This is a genomic window from Shewanella sp. SP2S2-6 (assembly GCF_031931965.1).
GTDB lineage: Bacteria > Pseudomonadota > Gammaproteobacteria > Enterobacterales > Shewanellaceae > Shewanella > Shewanella baltica.
Map to the genome: position 1 here is coordinate 63,480 of NZ_JAUOEQ010000005.1, position 26,063 is coordinate 89,542.

The 26,063-nt window shown below is 45.9% G+C and carries 24 protein-coding genes and 3 tRNA genes; 21 read left to right on the forward strand and 6 right to left on the reverse strand.

The features are described 5' to 3' along the window. Positions 1-84: 84 nt before the first annotated feature. The gene (locus tag Q4Q57_RS05795) at positions 85-1,020 is read right to left on the reverse strand and encodes a D-2-hydroxyacid dehydrogenase (RefSeq protein WP_311890125.1); all 936 of its coding nucleotides are present in this window, start codon (positions 1,018-1,020) and stop codon (positions 85-87) included. A 94-nt stretch (positions 1,021-1,114) separates the two neighbouring features. On the opposite strand from Q4Q57_RS05795, the gene Q4Q57_RS05800 reads away from it, so the two are divergent. Further along, complete coding sequence (locus Q4Q57_RS05800) at positions 1,115-1,447, forward strand: DUF3392 domain-containing protein (RefSeq protein WP_311890126.1); 333 nt, start codon at positions 1,115-1,117, stop codon at positions 1,445-1,447. A gap of 20 nt (positions 1,448-1,467) precedes the next feature. Here the strand turns inward: Q4Q57_RS05800 and Q4Q57_RS05805 are convergent, their stop codons facing one another. From Q4Q57_RS05805 to rsgA, 5 genes are all read right to left on the reverse strand, one after another. Next, entirely contained in the window at positions 1,468-2,190 is a 723-nt protein-coding gene (locus tag Q4Q57_RS05805) for a glycerophosphodiester phosphodiesterase (RefSeq protein WP_006084215.1), read from the reverse strand. Positions 2,191-2,204: 14 nt separating this feature from the next. Next, complete coding sequence (locus Q4Q57_RS05810; RefSeq protein ID WP_037392785.1) at positions 2,205-5,408, reverse strand: mechanosensitive ion channel domain-containing protein; 3,204 nt, start codon at positions 5,406-5,408, stop codon at positions 2,205-2,207. Between the two features lie 68 nt (positions 5,409-5,476). Further along, on the reverse strand, positions 5,477-6,358 hold the full coding sequence (locus tag Q4Q57_RS05815) for a DMT family transporter (RefSeq protein ID WP_311890127.1): 882 nt from the start codon (positions 6,356-6,358) through the stop codon (positions 5,477-5,479). 6 nt (positions 6,359-6,364) lie between these two features. Continuing rightward, positions 6,365-7,243: an archaetidylserine decarboxylase gene (gene asd, locus Q4Q57_RS05820; RefSeq protein ID WP_006080041.1), complete on the reverse strand. Its 879-nt coding sequence runs from the start codon at positions 7,241-7,243 to the stop codon at positions 6,365-6,367. Positions 7,244-7,305: 62 nt separating this feature from the next. Next, the gene (rsgA, locus tag Q4Q57_RS05825; protein ID WP_311890128.1) at positions 7,306-8,370 is read right to left on the reverse strand and encodes a small ribosomal subunit biogenesis GTPase RsgA; all 1,065 of its coding nucleotides are present in this window, start codon (positions 8,368-8,370) and stop codon (positions 7,306-7,308) included. 112 nt (positions 8,371-8,482) lie between these two features. On the opposite strand from rsgA, the gene orn reads away from it, so the two are divergent. From orn to Q4Q57_RS05925, 20 genes are all read left to right on the forward strand, one after another. Then, a complete protein-coding gene (orn, locus tag Q4Q57_RS05830; protein WP_006080044.1) occupies positions 8,483-9,028 on the forward strand; it encodes an oligoribonuclease in 546 nt (181 codons plus the stop codon). A 190-nt stretch (positions 9,029-9,218) separates the two neighbouring features. Next, positions 9,219-9,294 (forward strand) — tRNA-Gly (locus Q4Q57_RS05835). Between the two features lie 42 nt (positions 9,295-9,336). Further along, positions 9,337-9,412: transfer RNA gene (locus Q4Q57_RS05840), tRNA-Gly, on the forward strand. Positions 9,413-9,454: 42 nt separating this feature from the next. Next, positions 9,455-9,530: transfer RNA gene (locus tag Q4Q57_RS05845), tRNA-Gly, on the forward strand. A 703-nt stretch (positions 9,531-10,233) separates the two neighbouring features. After that, positions 10,234-10,689, forward strand: coding sequence for a hypothetical protein (locus Q4Q57_RS05850; RefSeq protein WP_006080046.1), 456 nt, complete (start codon positions 10,234-10,236; stop codon positions 10,687-10,689). A 270-nt stretch (positions 10,690-10,959) separates the two neighbouring features. Further along, positions 10,960-12,444 carry an NAD(P)H-hydrate dehydratase gene (locus Q4Q57_RS05855; RefSeq protein ID WP_311890129.1) on the forward strand — a complete coding sequence of 495 codons (1,485 nt, stop codon included), beginning with the start codon at positions 10,960-10,962 and terminating at the stop codon, positions 12,442-12,444. A 102-nt stretch (positions 12,445-12,546) separates the two neighbouring features. Then, positions 12,547-13,005, forward strand: a complete 459-nt coding sequence (gene tsaE / locus Q4Q57_RS05860; protein WP_006084210.1) for a tRNA (adenosine(37)-N6)-threonylcarbamoyltransferase complex ATPase subunit type 1 TsaE — start codon at positions 12,547-12,549, stop codon at positions 13,003-13,005. An 8-nt stretch (positions 13,006-13,013) separates the two neighbouring features. Continuing rightward, the gene (locus tag Q4Q57_RS05865; protein WP_311890130.1) at positions 13,014-14,435 is read left to right on the forward strand and encodes an N-acetylmuramoyl-L-alanine amidase; all 1,422 of its coding nucleotides are present in this window, start codon (positions 13,014-13,016) and stop codon (positions 14,433-14,435) included. 13 nt (positions 14,436-14,448) lie between these two features. Beyond that, complete coding sequence (gene mutL / locus Q4Q57_RS05870) at positions 14,449-16,362, forward strand: DNA mismatch repair endonuclease MutL (protein WP_371824878.1); 1,914 nt, start codon at positions 14,449-14,451, stop codon at positions 16,360-16,362. After that, entirely contained in the window at positions 16,355-17,281 is a 927-nt protein-coding gene (gene miaA / locus Q4Q57_RS05875) for a tRNA (adenosine(37)-N6)-dimethylallyltransferase MiaA (RefSeq protein ID WP_259529802.1), read from the forward strand. Before mutL ends, miaA begins: the two co-directional genes overlap by 8 nt. 92 nt (positions 17,282-17,373) lie before the next feature. Next, entirely contained in the window at positions 17,374-17,646 is a 273-nt protein-coding gene (hfq, locus tag Q4Q57_RS05880; RefSeq protein WP_006084207.1) for an RNA chaperone Hfq, read from the forward strand. A gap of 23 nt (positions 17,647-17,669) precedes the next feature. After that, positions 17,670-18,977, forward strand: a complete 1,308-nt coding sequence (hflX, locus tag Q4Q57_RS05885) for a ribosome rescue GTPase HflX (RefSeq protein ID WP_106651684.1) — start codon at positions 17,670-17,672, stop codon at positions 18,975-18,977. Between the two features lie 36 nt (positions 18,978-19,013). Then, positions 19,014-20,153, forward strand: a complete 1,140-nt coding sequence (gene hflK / locus Q4Q57_RS05890; protein WP_106651683.1) for an FtsH protease activity modulator HflK — start codon at positions 19,014-19,016, stop codon at positions 20,151-20,153. Between the two features lie 3 nt (positions 20,154-20,156). Continuing rightward, positions 20,157-21,050, forward strand: coding sequence for a protease modulator HflC (gene hflC / locus Q4Q57_RS05895; RefSeq protein ID WP_311890132.1), 894 nt, complete (start codon positions 20,157-20,159; stop codon positions 21,048-21,050). A gap of 370 nt (positions 21,051-21,420) precedes the next feature. After that, the gene (gene petA, locus Q4Q57_RS05900) at positions 21,421-22,011 is read left to right on the forward strand and encodes a ubiquinol-cytochrome c reductase iron-sulfur subunit (protein ID WP_106651681.1); all 591 of its coding nucleotides are present in this window, start codon (positions 21,421-21,423) and stop codon (positions 22,009-22,011) included. After that, a complete protein-coding gene (locus Q4Q57_RS05905) occupies positions 22,011-23,225 on the forward strand; it encodes a cytochrome b (RefSeq protein WP_006080061.1) in 1,215 nt (404 codons plus the stop codon). Before petA ends, Q4Q57_RS05905 begins: the two co-directional genes overlap by 1 nt. Then, entirely contained in the window at positions 23,225-23,923 is a 699-nt protein-coding gene (locus tag Q4Q57_RS05910) for a cytochrome c1 (protein ID WP_063881808.1), read from the forward strand. Before Q4Q57_RS05905 ends, Q4Q57_RS05910 begins: the two co-directional genes overlap by 1 nt. A 96-nt stretch (positions 23,924-24,019) precedes the next feature. Further along, positions 24,020-24,649 (forward strand): stringent starvation protein SspA, encoded by a 630-nt coding sequence (sspA, locus tag Q4Q57_RS05915; RefSeq protein ID WP_006080065.1) that lies wholly within the window; start codon positions 24,020-24,022, stop codon positions 24,647-24,649. Continuing rightward, entirely contained in the window at positions 24,649-25,086 is a 438-nt protein-coding gene (locus Q4Q57_RS05920) for a ClpXP protease specificity-enhancing factor (RefSeq protein ID WP_106651680.1), read from the forward strand. Before sspA ends, Q4Q57_RS05920 begins: the two co-directional genes overlap by 1 nt. A gap of 194 nt (positions 25,087-25,280) precedes the next feature. Further along, the gene (locus Q4Q57_RS05925; RefSeq protein WP_311890133.1) at positions 25,281-25,865 is read left to right on the forward strand and encodes an aminodeoxychorismate/anthranilate synthase component II; all 585 of its coding nucleotides are present in this window, start codon (positions 25,281-25,283) and stop codon (positions 25,863-25,865) included. The last annotated feature ends 198 nt before the right edge of the window (positions 25,866-26,063 follow it).

The window sequence follows — 26,063 nt, forward strand, 5'->3', positions numbered from 1 at the left end:
TTGCCTTTGCTTTTTCTGCTCCCTGACTCAATTTCATTTTTCTAACTTAATTTCTGCTCTCTGAATTAATTCCTGAGCGCTAACTCAGTAGCCCTTACTAAAGTCGATTCGATTCTGCAGTGGCTCACCGCTAATGTAGCGGCGATAGTTTTGGCTAAAAATCTCGACGATTTGTGCGGGATGGCTTGGCGCTGAAATATGTGGTGTGATAATGGCATTTTCCCGCTCCCAAATGGGATGGCTATTGGGCAAAGGTTCTTGAGCAAAAACATCGAGAATCGCTTGTTGAGTAGGTTTAGCGATAAGCTGGACATTAAGCGCATCGAGATCGAGTGCATCACCGCGGCCGACGTTAAACAGCACAGCATCATCTTTTAGCTTGCCTAAGGTATCAGCGTTAAGCAGGCTTTGGGTTGCCGGAGTGCTGGGCAGTAAATTCACCACCACATCGGCTTGCGTTAACGTCTGGGCTAAATTGGCCATCGCTTCAATGGCATCAAAACCTTCAACGGTATTACCGCTACTATTAATACCTGTGACATGCATGCCAAAGTGCTTTGCCGTCTTCGCGAGATGCTGGGCAATTGAGCCAGTACCGAGTATGAGTAATCGCATTCCCTGTAAACTTGTGTGACGTATGGGTGGTTGAACTTGCCACTGTTTATGCTGTTGCTGCTGGCGATAAAAACCATGACCACGGATATGCGCGAGTAAATAACCGAACAAAAACTCACTCATCAGCGGGCCGAAAATGCCTTTAATATTGGTAAGTTGATAGTCTTTTCTGCCCCTTGGGCTAATCAGAGCATCTATGCCTGCAAAGCTTGATTGTAACCATTGCAGATTTTTAGCATGGGGTAATAAGGGCGCGGCGAGTTTAGGTTCGGCTAACCAAATATCCGCTTCAATTATGCCCGCTGGATTATCATCGAGTATCTCTAAATCAGGGAGTTTCTGCGCCTCAATCAAGTCGCGGTACTGCTGATTTGCCTTCGTTAGCAAGAGTAACTTGTGCCCCATGGCGTCTCCCTTTATGCTTAGTTATTGTTATTTTTCAATGTGCTGTCGCGGTCACTTCGAGGGATTGCGTCGCATCTTTTTAGGTTGAGTCATTATGGATCAGTTAATCGCCCTTATTGCCCAATTGGGGAACATGCTTCGCCCTTGGGCTTTTGATATTGCTACCGCTATGGTGGTGTGTCTTATTTTGGTTTTTTCAGCGGATGTCAATCGTATCCTAAGGCGTCATTTGTTGGGGCATTCTTTTGTGCTGCGAACATTTGTTTTTATTATTGTGAATGCCTTTGGCTATGGCCTATTGATCGTGAAAGCCACGCCTTGGGTGGCAAGACACATAGTGGCTATGCCATCCCATTGGATGTTTCTGTTAATTGTGGCCATGTTTATTTTTATCGGCTATTGGGCTCAGCGAAATAGCCAAGCTTAATATCGATATCAAGGCTGTCGTTATTCAAAGTAACCACAGTAATCGGCCGTGGCCACTTGATCTAAGGCTTGCATGGCACGGTCGGGATAATTGCTGAACACGCCATCGACGCCCATCTGCTTAAGTGCATGAATATCGTCGCTATGATCGACCGTATAAACATAAACCTTAGCGCCTCTGTTGTGGGCGTCATCCACTAAGGCTTGGCTGATAAAGCTGAGATCTAAGTGCAGCGAGTAAGCATTTAGCTCTCCGACCACAGCAGCATTATCAAGTGGAATACTGGCCAGCAGCGGCGCGACTAAAGCCTTGGGCAAAGCTTGTTTAAGTTCGCGCAGATACGGGTGATTAAAAGAAGATATCAGTAACTGCTCCTGGGTAAACCCAAGCTGACTTAAGGCCTTTGGATATAAATCGATTAACGGCGTGACGGTATTAATACCTTTTAATTCAATATTGACTATGCAGCGCCCCGCAATCAGCTCAAGTACTTGCCATAACGTCGGTATGGGCTCGCCTTTCACATTGATGCTCGCCAGATAATCCTTACTTACTAAATGGATCACGCCAGAGCCCGAGCTTTTATTATCAAGCCTTCGGTCGTGGAACACGACTAACTCACCTTCGACATTATGCACATCGAGCTCGACGGCCTGAGCCCCTAATTCTAACGCCTTAGCCATGGCGGCTAAGGTATTTTCGGCCTGATAACCGCTGGCGCCGCGGTGAGCAAAAATAAGCATGTTCTGCGATCCTATTAGCTTCTAATAATGCCTTGTTGCTCTCGACTTTGACCATTCTTAATATGGATTTCCATCTGCGGATAGGCGAGTTCGAGATTGTTTTCTTTGAGTTTTTTAGTCACTCGTTTATGTAAATCATGGCGCAGTGGCCAACGTGCCGACATATCTTTCGCATAGGCGCGCACTTCATAATCTTGGGTGTGTTTACCAAAGCCTGCAAACCAGACTTCAGGTTCTGGGCTGGCAAGTGCATCTTCACATTCTTGCACCGCTTGGTACAGGGTCGCTTCGACTTTGGCGGGATCAGAATCCCGCGCCACCGACACATAAACAATGACCCGCGTAATAGGATCTGACAAAGACCAGTTGATCAGCTGCTCTGTGATAAAGGCCTTGTTCGGGATGATGATTTCTTTTCTATCCCAATCGATAATCGTTGTCGCCCGAATTTGAATTTTACTCACGGTTCCCGTTAAATCGCGAATCGTCACTGTGTCGCCAATCCGCACTGGCTTTTCAAACAAAATGATCAGACCCGAAATAAAGTTGGCGAAAATCTCTTGTAAACCAAAACCTAAACCGAGCGACAGTGCGGCAATCAGCCATTGCAACTTAGACCATTCCATCCCGAGATTAGAGAAGCCGATTAATAGTCCGAGGAAAACCACTAGATAACGACTGACGGTTGTGATCGCAAACCCTGTGCCGGGGGAGAGATCGAGTCTTTGTAGGATCATCAACTCAAGTAAGCCGGGGAGATTGGTAGCAATCATCAGCGAGAAACCGACTACTATCAGGCCAAACATCAAGGACTTCATGGTAATGGGCAATTGTTGTTCTAGGCCATTAACGCTGGTATTGGTCGTCCACAGCGTAATGCCGTCGAGGAAGGAAAACAGCGCCGTATGGGTTTGAGTCCACAGACCAATCAAGCTGGCTAAAAAGGCCAATAACAACAGCGAACGCACTAGGCCGAGGGATTGGCTCGAAATGGTTTCCAGATCGACCACGGGTTCTTCGTAGGTATCGAGTCCATCGGCGGAGAGATGATGGGTTTCACCTTTTTCCCTTTGTGCTAAGCGTTCGGCACGTTTTGCCTTAGCGCGATCGAAGGCGATACGACGACGTTCAATCAACATCCAGCGTTTGATCAGTTGGTATAACAGCAAGAAACCCAGACCAAGTACGATCGACAATTGCAGTTGTAACAGCATTTGGAAAGCGGTGAAGTAGTAACCCCTAAAGGCTAAGCCTGCACTTAAAAGAGGCACAGATATCAACAATGTCCAGAGGATCTTCTGAATGAGTTTTTTGTTTTTACCGTCTTTCTTGGCATCCGAGTTTTTACGGCTAAGAATTAAGATGTCTTTGTATAACAAGAATAAAACGATACAGAAAACAATAAAGGCACCACGGCCTATGCTGTTGCGCACCAGTGAGGTGTCGAGCACTTCGGTAAAGCCCATCAAGCCCAATAATGGACTGGCGACCAGCACAAAGTGTCTAAGCCTTGATTGTCCGGCTTGGATGAGTTTCGAGGGGCGTTTGAAATGGCCCACGAGTACGCCTTTGTCGAGCGTCAGAATGAAGATGAAGCGATACAAGAGGTAGACTAAACCAATCGCCAGTATGCCCATGCCCACAGCTTGCACAAAGTTGCGATCGGATTGATAAAAAATCAATCCCGCCATGATCACAGGGAAAGGTTTTATTAAGGCATAACTGACACTACATGCGAGTGCCTTGAGGGTATAAATAAATTTATCTTGGGTCACATTGCCCACATAAGTGGTGTAATGATTAAGCAAGCGATTGAATTTAGGCGTGATTAAGTCCTGTACGACTAAACACAGTACTAGCAATATGATCCACCAAGACCAATAATCGTTTTGCTCTTCCCACGCTTTACCCAGCTCATCCCACTGCGCTTGCTGCACTAGCCAAACCGCGCTGCGTTCAAGGTCGGTTAACCATAACTTACTGATACTGGCAGCATTAGGCACCCAGAATAAATGCTCGTTTAGGGTGTTTTTAAGGGTGAGATGTTGCTGACTCAGTTGTTGATAGTTGACCTTCAACTTGCCTAATTCACTCAAGTATTGGTCATAGCTTTGCATCAGTTGAGAGATCAAACTTTGCTGCGAGTGCAGTAGCTTAATCTGCTGCTCATTGTATAAGCCGGGCTGTTCTAACTCTTGATCATTGAGGGCTTGTTGCTGCTCTAAATGGTATCTGTCTAAGCGCGCATCGGCGATCAGGGTTTGCAGCTTTTCGTGGTTTGGCGGCTTAGGCAGCGATTGCAACATCTGCAAAAAGCGCTCACCAAAGGCGGAGTTCATTTTGACCCAAGTGATCTGTTCTTGAATATTTGCCAACTGTTTGGCTTGGGATTGATATTGGGTTTCCGACTGCTCTTGTTGCTCGACCACATTGTTGATCTGCAAGGTTAAGGTTTGCAGTTTCTGGCCATAAATCTGGTTAGTGTCGGCAATGTTGCGGGTAATAGGATCGACGACTTTGCCCGTGTTGACTAAGTTTTTGGCTAAAGTGGCATCGGTTTGTTGCTGACGTTGTTTATTGATCGCCTTGTTGATGGTTTCAATCAAGGCTTCTTGCTGCACGAGTTGTTGTCGTACTAGCTGTAATTGTAATTGCGTCAGTTCAATGCGTTTTTGGCTGCTGGCGAGTTCAGCCTCATTGGTCGCAAGGCTTTGTTCAAAGAAGAGTCGTTGAGTTTGTTGTAACTCACCCGTTGGGGTATCAAGTGGGGCGAGTTCAGCCTTTTTGTTTTGGGCGACACTCTGCCTTGCGCTGGCGATCACTGTGGGTAAGTCGTTGTGGCGCTGTAATAAATCGTTTACTTGTCGGCCAAGGGTCGATTCGCTTTCTTTAAGCTCAGACAAACGAATATAGGCCATCGAAGCTTGCTGGCTGAGGTCTGTGCCTTTTTCCAGTGAGAGAGGTTTGTAGGCTTCTTTCAGTGCTTGGTTGGTGCGCTTCTTGTGTTGTTCAAAATCGATCTGCGCTTGTTGGAAACTGGTCGCACTGGCGGCGAGTTTCTCTATGTTAATTTTTAGGTCGTTAATTTGTTCATCAATGCTGAGATTTTGTTGCTGATCTTGCTTGTTCATGCCAAGACGTTTGTCCAACTGCAAAGGCGAATTGGCTAGGACGGAAAATGAGAAAAAAGCAATAACGAACAATAAAATACGTGGCATATGGGCTAAAGACATTTAGGGGCGAAAGACGCTCCATATTAGCCAAATTGCGTTGAGATTGGTATGTTTCAGGCGTTCTTTTTTCGCCGCTGTGACTGGTGCGATTGATGGGTTTCGAAGATGGCGGTCGCGACTATGATAGTGCCGCCGATTATGGTGTTGAGATTGAGCTCTTCACCCAAAATAATCAGCGCTAACATGGCGCCATAGAAGGGCTGTAAGCAAGAGACTAGCCCAACCGTTTTGGCGCTGAGTTGCCTCAGTGCGGAAGTGAATAGCGCATGGGGCGCGGCGGTAAAGACGACGCCGAGTAAAATAATCAATCCCCACACTTCGAGTGAGATGCTGTTCAATTCCGTTTGGTGCCACGGCATTAGGAACACGACGGCGACCAAGGTTTGGTAGAACATGGCATGTGGGCCGCTGTACTGGGAAAAGTAGCGTTTGTGCAATAAGTTACGGGCGGTGAACAAGATGGCGGACACTATGCCGATGGCAATGCCCAGCGTAGTGTCGTTACCTAAATTGGCCTCAGGGATGAGTAATATCACCCCTATCAGCACTAACACGCCGCTGATCATATCGAGTAATTTTATTTTACTGCCTGTCAGCAACGGCTCGGCAATCACTGTCATCACCGGATAGGTGAAAAACGCAATCATGCCAATGGCGACCGACGAGAGCTGCATGGCGGCAAAATACGTGACCCAATGCAGGCTTACGATAACCCCAAGCCCGATGGCGACCAGATAATCTTGTTTGCTGGCCAGCGTTAGCCGTTTACGGCTGAGTTTGACCAGCAAACCTAACACAGTGGCTGCGACGATACAGCGTAGGAAGGTGATGTCCAGCGCGCTGAGTGGGATTAATTTAGAAAACAAAGCTGTGCCGCCAAATAGCAGCACAGCCAAATGTAATTCAATTAATCCCGAAGGTTTAGCAGAACTCAAGAAGGGTTAATCCGCTTGCTTAACATCTTTCAGGTTAGCGAAGGCTTGTCCCATACGCGTAACAGCTTCGGCTTCGACACCTTCAGCAAAGGTCGCGATAGCATCTTTAGCAAACAACATCACTACAGTACTGCCTAACTTGAAGCGACCCATTTCCTCACCTTTGTCTAAGGTAATGGCATCTGGACCTTGGGTTGGATATTCCCAAGTGAAGACTTGCTTACCTGTCGGCGGCGTGACTGTACCTGCCCAGACGGTTTCGATACTGGCAACAATCGTTGCGCCAACCAATACCATGGCCAATGGACCTAATTCGGTTTCGAAAATCGCCACCACACGTTCGTTGCGGGCAAAGAGACCGGGTACGTTTTTGGCCGTTAACGGATTAACCGAAAACAGTTCGCCAGGTACGTAAGTCATTTTTGATAACGTGCCTTTAATCGGCATATGGATACGGTGATAGTCTTTAGGCGCCAGATAGATAGTCGCAAAATCACCACCTTCGAAGCGTTTAGCATCTTCAGCTTGATCGCCAAGCAGGGTTAAGGATGAATAGTGGTGACCCTTAGCTTGGAAGATGCGGCCGTTTTTAATCGGGCCTAATTGGCTTACTGCGCCATCGACGGGATGCACCATGATATCGGCGTCCATATCTAACGGACGAATACCGGGTTTAAGGGCGCGGGTAAAAAAGGCATTAAAGCTTTTATAGGCTTCAGGCTCACTCTGCGCCGCTTCGCTCATATCAATTTTATATTGCTTGATAAACCACTTGATAGCGGCCGTGGTTAACGCGCCCGCTTCGGCGGCGGCGAGTTTACCCACTAAACGAGATAATAAGTGTTTCGGCAGCATGTACTGCAGCGCAATTTTGACTTTATCCAATTTTAATTCCTTTTCTTACTGCTCAATCTTTGCTGAGACTGTTGTTATTTATCAATAAGTCGCTATTCGTCAGTGGCCGCACGGAAATGGCGGGCATGACGTTGTTCATCTAAGCTGGCGATAATTTTATGGTAATTATTAAAGCGATCTGCGCTGATTTTACCTTGGCTCAGAGCTTCTTGCAGTGCACAGCCGGGATCGTCACCGTGTTTACAATCGCGGAATTTACACGCGCCAAGATACTCACGAAATTCAACAAAGCACCAGCCGACACGCTGTGCGGGAAGATGCCATAGGGCGAATTCGCGCACGCCTGGGGAGTCGATTAAATCGCCGCCACTAGGCAAGTGCAACAGTTTGGCTGTGGTGGTGGTGTGTTGACCTAAACCTGAGTTATCGGAAACATCACCAATCACCAGTTCGGCATCGGGTAATAGGGCATTGATGATCGATGACTTACCCACACCAGATTGGCCGGCAAATACGCTGACTTTATCTTTGAGTATGTCTTTGATGGTATCGATACCATCACCTAACTTGCTGCTGACTTTATAAACTGGATAGCCAATATCTTTATAGCGCTGCAGCGCTTCATCGATTGCCTGCGCTTCATCGGGGTTGAGCAGGTCAATTTTATTCAAAATGATGATAGGCGGAATATCGGTATCTTCGGCAGCCACTAAATAACGATCGATGATCTGGGTGGTAAAGCTGGGTAATACCGAGGACACAATCAAAATTTGGTCGATATTCGAGGCGATGATTTTCACGCCATCGTATAAATCTGGGCGTGTAAGTGATGAGCGACGTGGGTGAACGGCTTCAACAATACCTGCGATGCCGCTATTGGCTTGGCTCTCAATGGCTAAGCGTACGATCACTTTATCGCCAGTGACTAAACTGGTGACGGCACGGCGAATATTACAGCGCACAACTTGGCCGCTTTCGGTTTCTATGTCGGCATGTTGGCCAAAACGAGAAATCACAGTACCGGGCTGTTCTTGCCCCAGTGAACTATCCTGTAACTCTGGCGTATTTTTTTCGCCACTGTCACGATTGAGTCGCTTCTCGTGATTAGCACGCATACGGCGTAATTGACCTTGGCTTAGGGGTTTCTTTTTACTCACTGATTCGTCTTCGTCAATTAGGTGATTTTTTGTGTCGGAAAAAAGCAGTATGATACACGCTCTTGAATAAAAAAGCCTGAATTTAGGCTAACTGACATGATAAGGCTGATTTATGACGGCAGATGTAAATAATCTCATTTGGATCGATTTGGAAATGACAGGGTTAGAGCCCGACGTCGACAGGATCATTGAAATTGCCACTTTAGTGACAGATCAAGAACTCAATATTATCGGTCAAGGTCCAGTTATCGCGATTCATCAATCGGATGACGTGCTGGCCGCTATGGATGATTGGAATCAAAAACACCATGGTGAGTCAGGGTTGATTGACCGCGTTCGTGCTAGCCAAGAAACCGAAGCGCAAGCCGTGGCTAAGACGATTGCCTTCTTAGAACAGTATGTTCCTAAGGGCGCTTCTCCAATGTGTGGTAACAGTATTGGCCAAGATAGACGCTTCTTAAATCGTTATATGCGCGAGCTGGAAGATTATTTCCACTATCGCAATGTGGATGTCAGTACGATTAAAGAGCTAGTGAAGCGTTGGAGCCCAGAAACTATGGCGGGCTTTAAGAAGCAAAACACTCACCAAGCACTGCAGGATATCCAAGAGTCGATCGCTGAATTGCAGTATTATCGCAGCAAAGTATTTAAAATTTGACCGATCAGTAGATAAATATGCAAGAAGGGGTTGCAGCCGCATGAATTTTTCATATAATGCGGCCTCAACTTTTTGATGCGAACAGAGATGTGCGGTCATTTAGATTGAAGGCGACATTAGGTCAGTTGATAAAGGTTGATAGACGATACCTTTGTTAATGTTGAAGGCAAATGTAGCAGCGATACAAAAGGCGACATTAGCTCAGTTGGTAGAGCGATACCTTGCCAAGGTATAGGTCATCGGTTCGAACCCGATATGTCGCTCCAAATTAAAATTTAGTGATTTGCCAAATCATTAATACAGATTATGCGACATTAGCTCAGTTGGTAGAGCGATACCTTGCCAAGGTATAGGTCATCGGTTCGAACCCGATATGTCGCTCCAAATTAAAACTTAGTGATTTACCAAATCATTAATACAGATTATGCGACATTAGCTCAGTTGGTAGAGCGATACCTTGCCAAGGTATAGGTCATCGGTTCGAACCCGATATGTCGCTCCAATTTCCTAAATATTCCACTATCACATTACTCAATTGACATTAGCTCAGTTGTGGTTTTGATATGGCGATACCTTTGTGATTGTTAAATTAGTCAAGGTATAGGTCATCGGTTCGAACCGCTCTTGATCAAAATCATGTCGCTCCAATTTTCTAAATATTCCACTATCACATTACTCAATTGACATTAGCTCAGTTGTGATTTTTGATATGGCGATACCTTTGTGATTGTTAAATTAGTCAAGGTATAGGTCATCGGTTCGAACCGCTCTTGAGCAAAATCATGTCGCTCCAATTTCCTAAATATTCCACTATCACATGACTCAATTGACATTAGCTCAGTTGTGATTCTGATATGGCGATACCTTTCTTTTTCAAGGTATAGCTCATCTATTCCTTTCTTGATTAACTACTATCCACTGCAAACCCTCTATCTTTGATTCATCATGCACAACCAAAGACTTACTCCAACCTTTTAGACTAAGTGTTTTGAGATCTCTTTTGGCTTTTCTCTCTTATACAAAACAGTGTGATAGGATTTAGATGCGTGATCTGTAGCGTGTTTCTTCAAGTTTTCCTAAATTAGATAGCTTCGCGAAAGTTAAATTATGACCTTGTTCAAATATTCGTAACGCTTTTACTCACATAATGAAGCTAGACAAAATTAATAGCGCCAAGTAGTTGGCCTGACAGTGGAGTGCATTATATGCGTATTCAACAATTACGTGATCTACTTGAGTATGTGGCAAATTGCCGCTTAGATATGGCGCAACTCTATGGCCGACTCAACAATCAAGCTGACTCGGCTCGTGTGAAAATGATGCTGGATTATTTTGAGTCACATCAAAAAACCATGGCAGAGAAACTGCGCGATTATATAGAAGAAGCACCACATCGTATTCTTGATACTTGGTACAAAGACTTCACCTTTGAAGACTTTACCAAGCGTTGCCAAGATACTATGTTGCCCGCGAACATGAATGAAGACGATGTGCTCAACTTGCACTTAGACTTAGAAAATCGTCTGATTGGTTTGTTAGAAAAAACAGTTAACTCAACCACTGCCGAAGATGCGCGTAATGCGTTAGCCAACTTGATCCGAGTGGAGAAAACTCAGCAACAACGTTTGGTCCACAGCACGATTCGGATGGACGATATCTAAACCGTCATCGCTTCTCAATTCCCAAAGCCAGCCTAGTGCTGGCTTTTGTCTTTGTGTCATCTGTGTATCGACGACTTTTGCGCTACTTTGCTCCATTTGGACGGGTATCTGCGCCTGAACTGATTTACGTCATGATTTCCCAATCCGATTCTTGCTACTTTCTTGATCTATTGGCTGATTTTATTATCGGCCTTGCTCAATGCTGCCAAGACTCCTATGGTGAGGTAACTCATTGTGGAATGAAGTCGTTGGCGTCTAAGGAGATCCTTCATGGCACAAGATCTATCGCAATTCCCCAAGGCCTTATTTACCCAAGCACAAGTTCGCCAAGCTGAACTGAGTGCTGTGTCGCAGGGAGCCTCTAGCCTCTATGAATTGGTCGAGCGTGCTGGCGCGGCGGCTTTTGAATGTTTAACAAAACATAACCCCAATGCCTCTTCTGTATTTATCCTCGCTGGCAGCGGTAACAATGGTGCCGATGCCTTAGTGTGCGCCCGTTTAGCCCGTGCCAGCGGTATTGCCGTTTCAGTGATGATGACGTCAGCGGCAGGCACGCCTGAGTGTCAGCAAGCATTGGCCCATTATCTTAAAGACGGTGGAGAGTTACTGCCGAAAGCCGTTGCGCCCATTCTTGCGGCCAAAATCATCGTCGATGGTTTACTCGGCACAGGTGTGCGAGATGCGGTGCGCGACGATATGGCTGAGTATATTTGCGCCATCAATGACAATGCAGCTTGGGTATTGAGCCTTGATTTACCGTCTGGAGTGATTGCCGATACCGGCGCTGTGGCGGGTGTTGCTGTGATGGCGGATGTCACCTTGTGTTTTGGTGGCTGGAAGCAAGGTTTGTTAACGGGTAAGGCGCGGCATTACAGCGGCGAACTTGAATTTGCCGCTTTAGGATTAACACCTTTCTTCGCTGAAGCGAGTGCACAAAGAGTCGGAAAAGAGACGCTTAAAGATTACTTTGCCGCCAGAGCGCGCGATAGCCATAAAGGCCAGTCGGGTAAGGTCACTGTTATCGGCGGTGATATGGGCATGGCTGGCGCCGTGCGACTGGCCAGTGAGGCATGTCTGCGTGCCGGTGCAGGATTAGTCACTGTCATCAGTCGACCAGAGCATCAGTTGACGGTAAATGTCTCTCGTCCGGAATTGATGTTCTGGGGTTGTGACTTAGTCGATATGGAAGTGTATCTGCGCCTTGGTTGGGCGCAGGTTATCGTACTTGGCCCTGGTTTAGGTAAGCATGACTGGGGCTATAACTTGTTTAAAGCCGTGGGCTTAAGCGATAAACCCTGTGTTTTGGATGCCGATGCCTTAAATCTATTGAGCAATGAACCGCGCCGGCAAACCAATTGGGTGCTAACACCGCATCCGGGTGAGGCTGCGCGTTTACTCGGCTGCTCTGTGGCAGAAATTGAGCAGGATAGGTTTGCGGCTGTAAGGGCGATACAGCAAAAGTACAGCGGTGTTGTACTGCTAAAAGGCGCGGGAACGGTCATTTTTGATGGCAAACAAATGGTTGTTGCACCTGTCGGTAATCCTGGGCTTGCCAGTGGTGGGTGTGGCGATGTGTTATCTGGTATTATAGGCGCGCTCATGGCTCAAGGAATGGATAACATGCAGGCGACTGTGCTGGGTGTTGTTGTACATGGTTGCGCTGCCGATCTTGCGGCAATACAGGGAGAACGTGGCATGTTAGCGAGCGATTTAATGCCTTTTATTCGCCAATTAGTGAATAGTGATTTACTCTAGGCGGTATGTGAGACTCAAGCGGGGCTGGACTTTGTTCTGTGCCCTGTGCCTTTTTAGGGTTGAGTCGCTTCTCCATTAATAACAGCAGTGATATAAGCGGATATGACAGAGTTAACTTTTTTCTTAGACAACGAAGACGACACTATTGCGGTAGGGCAAAAATTAGCTCGCCATGTCCAAGCGCCTTTGACTCTGTATCTTACGGGTGATTTAGGCGCCGGTAAAACGACGCTGAGTCGCGGCTTAATTCAAGGTTTGGGCCATAAAGGGGCAGTTAAAAGCCCGACTTACACTTTAGTTGAACCATATGAGCTAGAGGGTGTCGAAGTTTATCATTTTGATTTGTATCGTTTAAACGATCCAGAAGAACTGGAGTTTATGGGGATCCGCGATTATTTCACGGATAAGAGTCTGTGCATTGTTGAATGGCCAGATAAGGGAGAGGGTTTATTGCCCGATGCCGATGTCCATATGCATTTAAGTTATCAAAATAGTGGGCGTGAAATACGCATAGAGGCCTTGTCAGAGCCAGGTGAAAAGTTATTAAAAGCGATAAAATAAAAACTAAAATGATAAAAAATAACCCTTATTTTCAAATTATTATTCTTTCTTTATGTTCTTTTTTATCTGTGGCGGCCCATGCGGCTAATCAGTTAGAAAGCGTACGTATTTGGGCTGCGCCTGAGTCGACTCGAATCGTGTTTGATTTAAGTGAAGCGCCAGATTACACCTATTTCTCTTTAGATGGCCCTAATCGCTTAGTGGTGGATTTAAAAAAGTCCGCCACTAAAGTTGCGCTTAAAAATCTTGAAAACAATAGTAAGTTAGTCAAGGGCGTGCGAGTCAGTAAGTCGCCGACTAAGGGCGATTTACGCTTAGTAATCGATTTGGTGAAGCCACTGAATGCGAGCTTGTTCTCGTTACCTGTGACTGCGCCCTATGGCAATCGTCTCGTGGTTGATTTAGAAGATAAAACCTTAACAACCGCCACCGCAGTCGTCTCATCTACACCCGTTAAAACGGTTACTCAAGCGGCAAAGTCATCCCGCGACATCGTGATTGCTATCGATGCGGGTCATGGCGGTGACGACCCCGGCTCCATTGGCCCTTCTGGCGTTTATGAAAAAAAGGTGGCCCTGGAAATCGCCAGACGTGTTTCGAGTAAAATCAATGACACGCCCGGCATGCGCGCTGTGATGATCCGTACCGGCGATTATTTTGTGAATCTGAATAAGCGCTCTGAGTTGGCCCGCAACAGTAAGGCCGATCTGCTCATTTCTATCCATGCCGATGCTTTTACATCACCCAATCCGCGCGGGGCCTCTGTGTGGGTATTATCTATGCGTCGTGCTAACAGTGAAATTGGCCGTTGGTTAGAGCAAAAAGAAAAACATTCTGAGTTGCTGGGCGGCGCGGGTGAGATTATCCAAAATACGGATAATGAACAGTATTTAGCCATGACGCTGCTCGATATGTCGATGAACAGTTCGATGGCCATTGGTCATTCAGTTGCGGGCGATATTCTTAAGGATTTAGGCAGCGTGACTGAATTGCATAAGAGTCGCCCAGAATCGGCGAGTCTAGCCGTGCTGAAGTCGCCGGATATTCCTTCAATTTTAGTGGAAACGGGCTTTATTTCGAATCCTAAAGAAGAGCGTTTGTTGTCGAGCAGTCGTCATCAAGAAAGCATTGCCGATGCTATTTACAAAGGAGTGAGTCGTTACTATCACAATAATCCGCCCGCGGACACCTTGCTTGCCCAGCGTGGCGGCGCAAGTTCTAGCAGTGCTAAATCGACAAAAGAGAGAACGCCAACTGCTTATGTGGGAAGTTCAACGGCATCGAATGTCAAACATAAAGTCAGTCGTGGTGAGTCTTTATCAGCCATTGCGCAGCGTTACCGTGTGCCTATGTCTAGCATCAAACAAGCGAATGGGATGAAGTCCGATGTGGTGCAGTTAGGACAAACGTTAGTCATACCCCAGAGTTAAATAGGAAAGCATGATGGGCATTCAGATCCTGCCACCGCAATTAGCCAACCAAATTGCGGCGGGGGAAGTGGTTGAGAGACCCGCTTCCGTAGTCAAAGAATTGGTCGAGAATAGCCTCGACGCAGGAGCGAGCCGAGTCGATATTGAAATCGATAAAGGCGGCAGCAAGCTGATTAAAATTCGCGATAACGGCTCTGGCATACCCAAAGATGAACTCGCATTGGCCTTATCGCGCCATGCGACTTCAAAGTTGCACACCTTAGACGATCTTGAAGCTATCCTCAGTTTTGGTTTCCGTGGTGAAGCGTTAGCCAGTATCAGCTCAGTCTCACGCTTAACGTTGACGTCGCGAACTGCAGATCAAACCGAAGCATGGCAAGCCCATGCCGAAGGTGCCGACATGGCGGTTAAAGTCATGCCCGCCGCGCATCCTGTTGGTTCGACGATTGAAGTGGTGGATTTATTCTTTAATACGCCGGCTCGCAGACGCTTTTTAAAGAGCGATAAAACCGAATTTACCCATATCGATGAATGGTTAAAGCGCATCGCCTTAGTGCGCGGCGATATCCATTTCACACTGACGCATAACGGCAAGACGGTACGCAATTATCGTCCCGCCATGAATGAAGCCCAGTATTTACAACGTTTGACGCAAGTAAGTGGTCGCCCATTTGCTGAGCAAGCGCTTAAGATTGAATGTCAACACGATGATTTGCGCCTCAGTGGTTATTTACAGTCACCTTGGTCGCCGGTGATTACTGATACCCATTATTTTTATGTCAACGGACGGCTTATCCGTGACCGCTTAGTCAATCATGCTGTGCGCCAAGCCTTTGCCCAAAAAGCAGAACTGGAGCAACCCGGCTATGTGTTGATGTTGGATATCGATCCCCATCAAGTGGATGTAAACGTGCATCCTGCTAAACATGAGGTACGATTCCATCAGAGTCGCTATGTGCATGATTATATTTTGCAAGCATTGCAATCGGCGCTGGAAGAAGCAGGGGAACTCAACGTCGTTCACTCTAGTTCCTTGGATGAAGTTGAAGATGTGTTTGTGGATGCCCCGACAAGCGCCACTGAAATCTCAGCCCCTTTTGTACTTGGTGCTGATTCAGCTCAAGTTAATGTGCCAGCTGATACACTTGAGTCTGCTCAACCGTTAGTTGCCTCTGCCGTTCAAGTAAAATCTGCCGGCGCAGGACGAGAAGGCACCAGTTTTGGCACTCAAACGAATGCCTTTGGCAGCATGGCCACGCCAAGGGACAGTAGTCGCAGCAGTTATTCTGCAAGTGAATCTCGGCAACGTACTGAATTACCGTCAAAAGCGGCAATTGCAAGTTATGGTGCTTTATTGCAAACACCTTCTTACAGTGTAAAAGATCAAGATTATCAGCCATCTCTGCCTATGCCTGCTATTTTAGATGGCCAATATTGGGTAATGGCGACGGCGGATAAACTGAGTCTATTGCCAATAAAATCAGTAGCATTGGCGACGCGCAGCCAAGAGATTGAGGCTAAGCTAGCGACCGGATTAATTGGCCAGCCTTTACTGATGCCAGTGTCTGTCGCGGCCGATGCAGATTGGCAGGCTGTGCTCGATGAACATGACACGCTGATCCGCCAGTTAGGTTTAGAACTAACAATTCGTTACCAGCAGTTGATTATTAAAAAAGTGCCCCCATATATCAGAGAGAGCCAGTTAGCAAAAGTGATACCTGAGTGGTTACAATCGCTGCGTTTTGAAACACCTGCGCCAAGCGCATTGGCATTTTGGTTGGCAAAACACAGTTTAACGGGATTCGTTTCGGCACCAGAAATCTGGGCAGCATTTTCGCAGTTAGCTGAAGAGAAAAAACAGCTTATTGCCAACAAAGCAATATTATTACCTTGGCAATCGTGGCTAGAAGAGCAAGCAAGTGAATAAAGAATTACAGCCTAAAGTGATATTTTTGATGGGGCCAACGGCCTCGGGCAAAACTGCTTTAGCATTAGAATTGGCCGAAAAGCATAACTGTGAAATCATTTCGGTCGATTCAGCATTAATTTATCGCGGTATGGACATTGGCAGCGCCAAGCCTTCCGTCGACGAGCTGGCCCGTGGGCCACACAGATTGATCGACATTCGCGATCCTAGTGAAAGTTATTCGGCAGCCGACTTTAGAGCCGATGCGATAGCCGAGATAGAACAGATTGTCAGCATGGGTAAAACGCCAGTATTAGTTGGCGGAACCATGATGTATTTCAAAGCATTACTTGAAGGATTGTCACCTTTGCCGAGTGCGGACGAGGCCATTAGAGCCGAGATCCAAGCTGAGGCGGATGAAAAGGGATGGGAAGCACTGCATGACCAATTAAGGGAGATAGATCCCGTGTCGGCAGAAAGAATTCATCCTAATGATCCACAAAGACTTTCAAGAGCGCTGGAAGTCTATAGAATAAGCGGCAAGAGCATGACTGAGCTGACTCAGACCAAGTCTGCTCCCTTGCCCTATGACGTAGTGCAGTTTGCTATTGCACCGCGTGAGCGCAAAGTGTTACATGACTTAATTGCGCAACGTTTTGCGATTATGCTCAAGCAGGGCTTTCTTGAGGAAGTCACAGAGCTGAAAGCCCGTGGAGACCTGCATTTAGACTTGCCTTCAATGCGTTGTGTGGGTTATCGACAGTGCTGGCAATATCTCGATGGTGAGTTTGACTATGATACTATGGTCGAAAAAGCGGTTGCTGCTACTAGGCAATTGGCTAAGCGTCAATTAACATGGTTGCGCAGTTGGCCAGAGTTGAATTGGCTCGAAAGTGGTGCTGAGGGGAATTTAGTTACACTTATGCGTCAATGCCGCTAGCTTATTAGCCCTTGCTGTATAATACTAAAACTAAACAAAAAACTATCACTGATATCGATTTATTTTATATAAATTAAAAAGGAAATAATAAAATGGCTAAGGGGCAATCTTTACAAGACCCATTTTTGAACGCATTGCGTCGCGAGCGCGTTCCTGTATCAATTTACTTGGTGAACGGCATTAAACTCCAAGGACAGGTAGAGTCGTTTGACCAATTTGTCATTCTGTTGAAAAACACAGTGAGCCAAATGGTTTATAAACACGCTATTTCTACTGTCGTGCCAGCACGCCCATTCAACGTCACTGGTCACCAAAATGCCCAAGGCGGATATGGTGCTCAAGATGATGCGCCTAGTGGCGAATAAGCTATATCTAAGGAGTTTACTTCTTGTTTGATCGTTATGAGGCGGGAGAAACTGCGGTTCTTGTCCATATCGACTTTTCCGATGAGGAACGCCGAGAAGATTTAGTCGAGCTGCAGCTATTAGTGGAATCAGCTGGAGCCCGATCAGTCGGGGTGATTACTGGAAGTCGACGTTCGCCGGATCGCAAATTTTTTGTGGGTTCTGGTAAAGCTGAAGAGTTAGCCGCATTAGTGGCGGCGACCGAAGCCAATGTGGTGATTTTTAATCATGCATTGAGTCCAGCCCAAGAGCGTAATCTTGAGCAAGTGTGTCAATGTCGAGTACTCGACCGTACGACACTTATTCTCGATATTTTTGCTCAAAGAGCGCGAACTCACGAAGGTAAGTTGCAGGTGGAGCTAGCGCAATTGCGCCATATGTCGACTCGCCTGATCCGTGGTTGGACGCATCTTGAAAGGCAAAAAGGTGGTATTGGTTTACGTGGTCCAGGGGAAACCCAGCTCGAAACCGATAGACGTTTGCTCAGAGGACGGATTAAAAATATCAACAAACGCTTAGAGCGAGTTGATAAACAACGTGAACAGAGTAGACGTGCACGTAAGCGCAGTGATTTGTCGACAGTGTCATTAGTCGGCTACACAAACGCGGGTAAATCAACGCTGTTTAATGCCCTAACATCATCCGATGTTTATGCTGCAGATCAGTTGTTTGCCACACTCGATCCCACGCTAAGAAAGTTAGATTTACCCGATGGTGCCGTGATATTAGCGGATACTGTAGGGTTTATTCGTCATTTGCCCCATGATCTCGTTGCTGCATTTAAGGCAACCTTACAAGAGACAAGGCAAGCTGAGTTACTACTGCATATCGTTGATTGTGCAGATGAAAACATGGCGGATAACTTTGATCAGGTTCAATCTGTACTGAAAGACATCGAAGCCGATGAAGTCATGCAACTCGTGGTGTGTAACAAAATCGATTTACTCGAGGATGTAACCCCAAGAATTGAATATAACGACATAGGCAAACCCGTTCGAGTTTGGGTTTCGGCACAGAAGCGTTTGGGATTTGATTTGCTGTTGAAAGCCATCACTGAGCTAATCGGTGAGGTGATTAAAGAGCTAACACTTAGAATTCCGGCAACTGCTGGACATTATCTTGGCCAGTTTTATCGACTGGATGCGATACAGCAGAAAGAGTACGACGATCTGGGGAACTGTATTTTGTCTGTTCGTTTATCGGACGCCGATTGGCGCCGATTAGCTAAACAGAGTCAGGGTGAGTTAGAAACCTTCATCTACGAAGATTCGATAGATGAGGCTGTTTGTTAATAATCTAATTTATTTCATCCACTTATGGAGTGCTAAATGGCTTGGAACGAGCCCGGTAACAAGGGTAATGATCCTTGGGGAAATAAAGGTGGTAACGACAAAGGACCACCGGACCTTGACGAGGTTTTTCGTAATCTTTCAAAGCGCTTTGGCGGCAAAGGAAATGGCTCAGGCCAATCTTTTAGTTCGTTTAGCCTAATCATCATTCTTGCTGTTGCTTTGGTTGTTTGGGGACTTTCGGGTTTTTATACAATTAAAGAAGCGGAGCGTGGTGTGGCACTGCGATTTGGTCAACATAATGGCGAAATAGGACCAGGTCTTCATTGGAAAGCGACTTTCATTGACCAAATTTATCCCGTTGACATTCAATCGGTTCGCTCTATTCCTGCGTCTGGTAGCATGCTGACATCCGATGAAAACGTCGTGAAAGTTGAGCTTGATGTGCAGTATCGTATTTTAGATGCTTACTCATATCTGTTCAGTGCCGTCGATGCGAACGCCAGTTTGCGTGAAGCGACCGACAGTGCATTGCGTTATGTCATCGGACATAACAAGATGGATGATATTCTGACTACTGGCCGTGATGCTATCCGTCGCGATACGTGGAAAGAGTTAGAGCGCATTCTTGAGCCCTATAAATTGGGTCTGGCGATTGTCGATGTTAACTTCTTGCCGGCACGTCCGCCTGAAGAAGTGAAAGATGCCTTCGATGATGCGATTTCTGCCCAAGAAGATGAACAACGTTTTATTCGTGAAGCTGAAGCCTATGCCCGTGAGATTGAACCTAAAGCTCGTGGTGAAGTTGAACGTATGGCACAACAAGCGAATGCTTATAAAGAGCGTGAAGTCTTAGAGGCTCGCGGTAAAGTGGCTCGATTTGAGCTGTTATTACCTGAGTATCAAGCTGCGCCTGAAGTGACTCGCAAGCGTTTGTATCTCGATACAATGCAGCAAGTGATGACTGATACGAATAAAGTGCTGATTGATGCCAAAAACAACGGCAACTTAATGTACCTACCGCTAGATAAGTTAATTCAGCAGAAGCCTGCGACAATTGAGCTGGAAGCTAAGCCACAGCAAAATGTCAATTCTTCATCTGTATCAACGACTCGCGCGAATGAGCCTTTGAGTGGACGTCCATCCCGCGATGATCGTACTCGCCAAGGGAGGGAGTAATCCATGGGTAGATTAAGCGTTATTCTTATCGCCGTACTTTTAGGTATTGGTTTGTCATCTTTAATGGTGGTGAATGAAGGCGAGCGCGCAATTGTGGCGCGTTTCGGTGAAATTTTAAAAGACAATGTGGATGGCAAGCAAGTCACTCGCGTCTATGGTCCAGGTTTACACGTTAAAGTACCTGTGATCGATAAAGTAAAATTACTCGATGCCCGTATTCAAACACTTGATGGTGCTGCGGATCGTTTTGTAACTTCAGAGAAGAAAGACCTTATGGTCGATTCTTATGTGAAGTGGCGTATTTTGGATTTCGAAAAATATTACCTGTCTACAAATGGTGGTATTAAATCGAATGCTGAATCGCTTTTACAACGTAAGATCAACAACGATTTACGAACTGAGTTTGGTCGCCGCACAATCAAAGAGATTGTCTCTGGTAAGCGTGATGAGTTACAGAATGATGCATTGGAAAATGCTTCAGAAAGCGCTAAAGACTTAGGTATTGAAGTTGTCGATGTGCGTGTAAAGCAAATCAATTTACCCGCTAACGTCAGTAACAGTATTTACCAACGTATGCGTGCTGAGCGTCAAGCTGTGGCAAAAGAGCATAGAGCACAAGGTAAAGAGCAATCTGAAATTATCCGTGCAACGATCGATGCTAATGTAACAGTGAAGATTGCTGAAGCTGAGCGTAAAGCCTTAACCATTCGTGGTGAAGGTGATGCATTAGCGGCTAAGATATATTCTGATGCTTATAGCAAAGATGCTGAATTTTTTAGCTTTGTTCGTAGCTTAGAAGCCTATCGTGCTAGTTTCTCAGGCAAGTCAGATATCATGGTATTGGAGCCTGATAGCGAGTTCTTCAAGTATATGAAGAGCACTTCACCCAAGAAGTAATACGTTAAAAGTGTTGATCTAATAGGCCCTGTTACCCAGGGCCTATTTTTTTATCTGGCGATTGTTAACTTAGATAGAAAAGTTAAGGCTAATTTATATTAGCGATGCATGCTTTATGCCGATGTCACAGACAAGATGCTCAAAAAACCTTCCAAATTGATTAAAACGGCTTAATAGTTGGGGCTTTTTTCGACTTTTTTCAAAAAACACGCAATCTCCCTAACTTACTTGCGTGTTTTCACTATGATCTGCTTCTAATTTTTAGCTATAATGAGCCCCGCTTCAAACTTCGATTTTTGACCCTAGTGATGACTAAGGGCCGAAAGTCTTTGAAATATAAAAATTCCAACACCCTCTGGGAGATAAGTGGATGAGCAATGCGCCAGTCGATACCGGACGTCGCAGATTCCTGACAGCCGCAACCGCCGTAGTAGGTGGTGCTGGTGCCGTCGCTGTAGCGGTTCCTTTCATCAAGTCATGGAATCCGAGTGCCAAAGCGAAAGCTGCAGGTGCACCGGTCGAAGTAAATATCAGTAAAGTAGAGCCAGGTCAGCTGATCCGTGTTGAGTGGCGTGGAAAACCTGTATGGGTTGTCCGTCGCACAGATGCTGTGATCAATGAACTGCCAACACATGATGATAAGTTAAGAGATCCTGCTTCTGCTGAAATGCAGCAGCCTGAATATGCAACAAATCCTTTGCGCTCAATTAAGCCAGAGTATTTTATTGCTGTCGGTATTTGTACCCACCTCGGATGTTCACCTACTTATTTACCAGATTCATTTGGTGAGCAAGTTGAAGGTGTCACTTCTGGTTTCTTCTGTCCATGTCATGGCTCTAAGTTCGATATGGCTGGCCGCGTCTTCCAAGGCGTACCTGCTCCATTGAACCTAGTTATTCCTCCACATCAATACGTTGATGATGGCACCGTGATTATCGGTGTAGATAAAGGAGTGGCGTAATGGTTAAGAATTTAATTAATTGGATTGATGCGCGTATCCCTATGACGGCGACTTATAACCGTCACGTGGGTCAGTATGCGACGCCAACTAACTTTAACTTTTGGTACTTTTTCGGTTCGCTAGCGATGTTGGTATTGGTTAACCAATTACTGACGGGTATCTGGTTGACGATGAATTATGTACCAACAGCAGAAGGCGCATTCGCTTCTGTTGAATACATAATGCGTGACGTTGAATACGGTTGGTTGCTGCGTTATATGCACTCGACTGGTGCGTCTGCATTCTTCGTTGTGATCTACTTACATATGTTCCGTGGTCTGATTTACGGTTCATATCAGAAGCCTAGAGAGCTACTGTGGTTGTTCGGTATGCTGATTTTCCTCGTGCTGATGGCTGAAGCCTTTATGGGTTACTTGCTGCCATGGGGACAAATGTCGTACTGGGGCGCGCAGGTAATTATTTCTCTGTTTGGTGCTATTCCTGTTATTGGTGACGATTTAACCCTGTGGATCCGTGGCGATTACGTGATCTCTGGTGCAACATTGAACCGATTCTTCGCACTGCACGTGATTGCACTGCCGTTAGTATTAGTAGTACTCGTGTTCTTACACTTAATTGCGCTACACGAAGTGGGTTCAAACAACCCTGACGGTATCGAGATTAAGAAGAACAAAGACGAGAATGGCTGGCCAGTTGATGGTATTCCATTCCACCCATACTACACAGTTAAAGACATCATGGGCGTTGCAGGCTTCCTGATTGTGTTTTGTTATGTGTTGTTCTTCATTCCTGAAGGCGGCGGTTACTTCCTTGAGAAGCCAAACTTTGAAGCGGCTAACCCGATGAAGACACCTGAACACATTGCACCTGTATGGTACTTCACACCTTTCTACGCCATTTTACGTGCTATTCCTGATAAATTAGCAGGCGTAATAATGATGGGGCTATCGATTGCTGTACTGTTCGTATTGCCTTGGTTAGATCGTTGTAAAGTTAAATCAGTTCGCTACCGTAGCACGCTGCACAAGTTGAACATTGCTCAATTCGCAATTTCTTTCATAGTGTTAGGTTACTTAGGTGTAGTTCCTGCTACGCCGACGCTGACGATAGTTGCACAGGTGTTTACTTTTACTTACTTTGGTTTCTTTGTGGCGCTGTGGGTATACAGCAAGAATGAAAAAACTAAACCTGTTCCAGCGAGGTTGACACACTAATGAAAAAATTACTGATTGCATTAGTCACCTTGTTGCCGACGCTGGCTATGGCCGCAAGCGGGCATAAAATACATTTAGAAGACGCTAATGTTGACCTGCATGATAAAGCTTCTTTAGAGCGTGGTGTGGACCTGTTCCAACATTATTGTTCTGGTTGCCATAGCACTCAGTATCAGCGTTATGAACGTGTCGCTACTGATCTCGGTATCTCTATTGATGACATGCGTAACAAGTATATGTTCACCGATGCCAAAATTGGTGAGCTTATGCAAAACGCGATTCCGCATAAAGATGCTGCTAAATGGTTTGGTGCTACACCGCCTGATTTAACATTAGTTGCACGCGTTCGTGGCGAAGATTGGGTTTATTCCTATCTAAAAGGCTTCTATAAAGATCCTAGTCGCCCATTTGGTGTGAATAACACAGTGTTCCCATCTGTTGGTATGCCACATGTACTCGAAGAGTTGCAAGGCACACCAGTTAAACAAGAAGATGGCACTATTGTGGTGACTGGCGGTAAATTAAATGCGGAAGAATATGATCAAGCGGTTCGTGATATCACGGGTTTCTTAGTCTATTCGGCTGAACCTGTTAAGCTAGAGCGTCAAGCTATGGGTTGGTGGGTACTCGGATTCCTGTTTATATTCTTTATTGTGGCCTACCTCTTGAAGAAAGAGTATTGGAAAGATGTACACTAGGCACCAATAACGGGTAAAATGTAATATCCGCATAGTGTAAACGGGGGGCTTAGCCCCTCGTTTACTTTTGTTTTATTTCGATTCTGGAGGGTATCAATGGCTGTTGCTGCCAACAAACGCTCTATCATGACACTGTTTTCAGGTGCTGATGATCTGTATAGCCATCAAGTACGTATCGTGTTAGCTGAGAAAGGGGTTACTGTTGATGTTTTACAGGTCGACCCTAACGAAATGCCTGAGGATTTGCTCGAAGTAAATCCATATAACTCAGTGCCAACTTTGGTAGACCGTGAACTCGTATTATACGAATCACGCATTATCATGGAATATTTGGATGAGCGTTTTCCTCATCCGCCTTTGATGCCAGTTTATCCAGTGTCTCGCGGCCAAAGCCGTTTGATGATGCACCGCATAGATACAGACTGGTATTCGCTAGTGGATCGTATCCGTAAAGGTGATCGTGTTGAAGCCGCTCGTAAAGAGTTGACTGAAAGCCTGATTGCAATTGCGCCAATCTTCGGTGAAGTGCCTTACTTCATGAGCGAAGAATTTGGTCTAGCGGATTGCTACCTTGGCCCATTGTTATGGCGCTTACCTGTATTAGGTATTGAGCTAGATAGCCGTGTAGCTAAAGATATCAAAGCGTACATGACACGTATTTTTGAGCGTGAATCGTTTAAAGCTTCTTTGACTGAAGCTGAACGCGAAATGCGCATGGGTATGTAATGAAGCCTTTGACTCCAAATCGTCCTTATTTACTAAGGGCTTACTATGATTGGTTGATGGATAACCAATTGACTCCTCACGTTGTGGTTGATGCCTTTATCGAAGGTACTCAAGTACCGCAGCAATACGTGAAGGATGGCCAAATAGTGTTGAATATCGCTGCTGGCGCAGTGGGCAATTTGCAAATTAGCAATGAGTGTGTGGAGTTCAATGCGCGTTTTGGTGGTGTTCCCCAGCAGGTGATGTTGCCAATGGCGTCAATTGTCGCTATTTATGCCCGTGAAAATGGGGCTGGCACTGTCTTCGATATCGAAGATGCTTATTTGCTTGACGATGAAGTCGATTCATCTTTATCTGTTGTTGAAACAAACGATAAAGCGCCTGAACCGACGGATGAACCACCTAAGCGTCGCAGCCATTTAACCGTCGTAAAATAACGACCGCTAAATCGCTGTGGTGAAATGCCCAAGTTGTTTTAAAACTGAGCCAGTCCAATGACTGGCTTTTTTGTCACTGTATTTTATCGCTGTAATTGGCTAAACCTTGAGGATAAGGTGTGGTAGCATTTGCGCCCGCATTCATCCGTCGGATATGCGTTCTACTCTTACCCATTTAGGCCAATGGATCTTGTATGTTGCTAATGATCGATAATTACGACTCTTTTACCTTTAACTTAGTGCAGTATTTTCAGCAGCTAGGGCAAGAGATAGTGGTTAAACGTAATGACGAAATTAGCATCGCCGACATCGAGGCGCTTGCGCCTACTCATTTGGTGATTTCTCCAGGACCTTGTACTCCCAATGAGGCGGGGATTTCCCTTGCGGCGATTGAACATTTTGCCACGCGTATGCCGATCCTAGGTGTGTGTTTAGGGCATCAGGCGATGGCGCAGGTTTTTGGTGCCAAGGTGGTGCGTGCTAAGCGGGTGATGCACGGCAAGGTCAGCGCCATTGCGCACACTGGGCAGCGGTTATTTGAGGGATTGAATCAGCCCTTAACTGTGACACGCTATCACTCGTTATTGGTGGATGCTGTGCCTGAAGGTTTTGTTCTCGATGCTTGGTTTGATGATCCGATCCACGGCTGTGAAATCATGGCCATGAGTCATCAAGATTTACCCTTGTATGGGGTGCAATTTCATCCCGAATCGATTCTTACCGAGCAAGGTCTCGAACTATTAGCCAATTTTTTAGCGCAACCTACTGTGCCTGTATAATTTCCTCGCCCTAAAAACTCCTCGCTCTAAAAACTCCCCGCACTATATTCGTAGTATCAATTTCTGTTACAAGATTTATCCTTTTTTTAAGCAAGTTTAGCGATTAACTATGCTATAACTGCGGCAAAACTACGCGAATAGGCAAAACCAGCAGATAAACTAGACTGGGTCATTTAGCCGTTGCGATAACAATAAAAG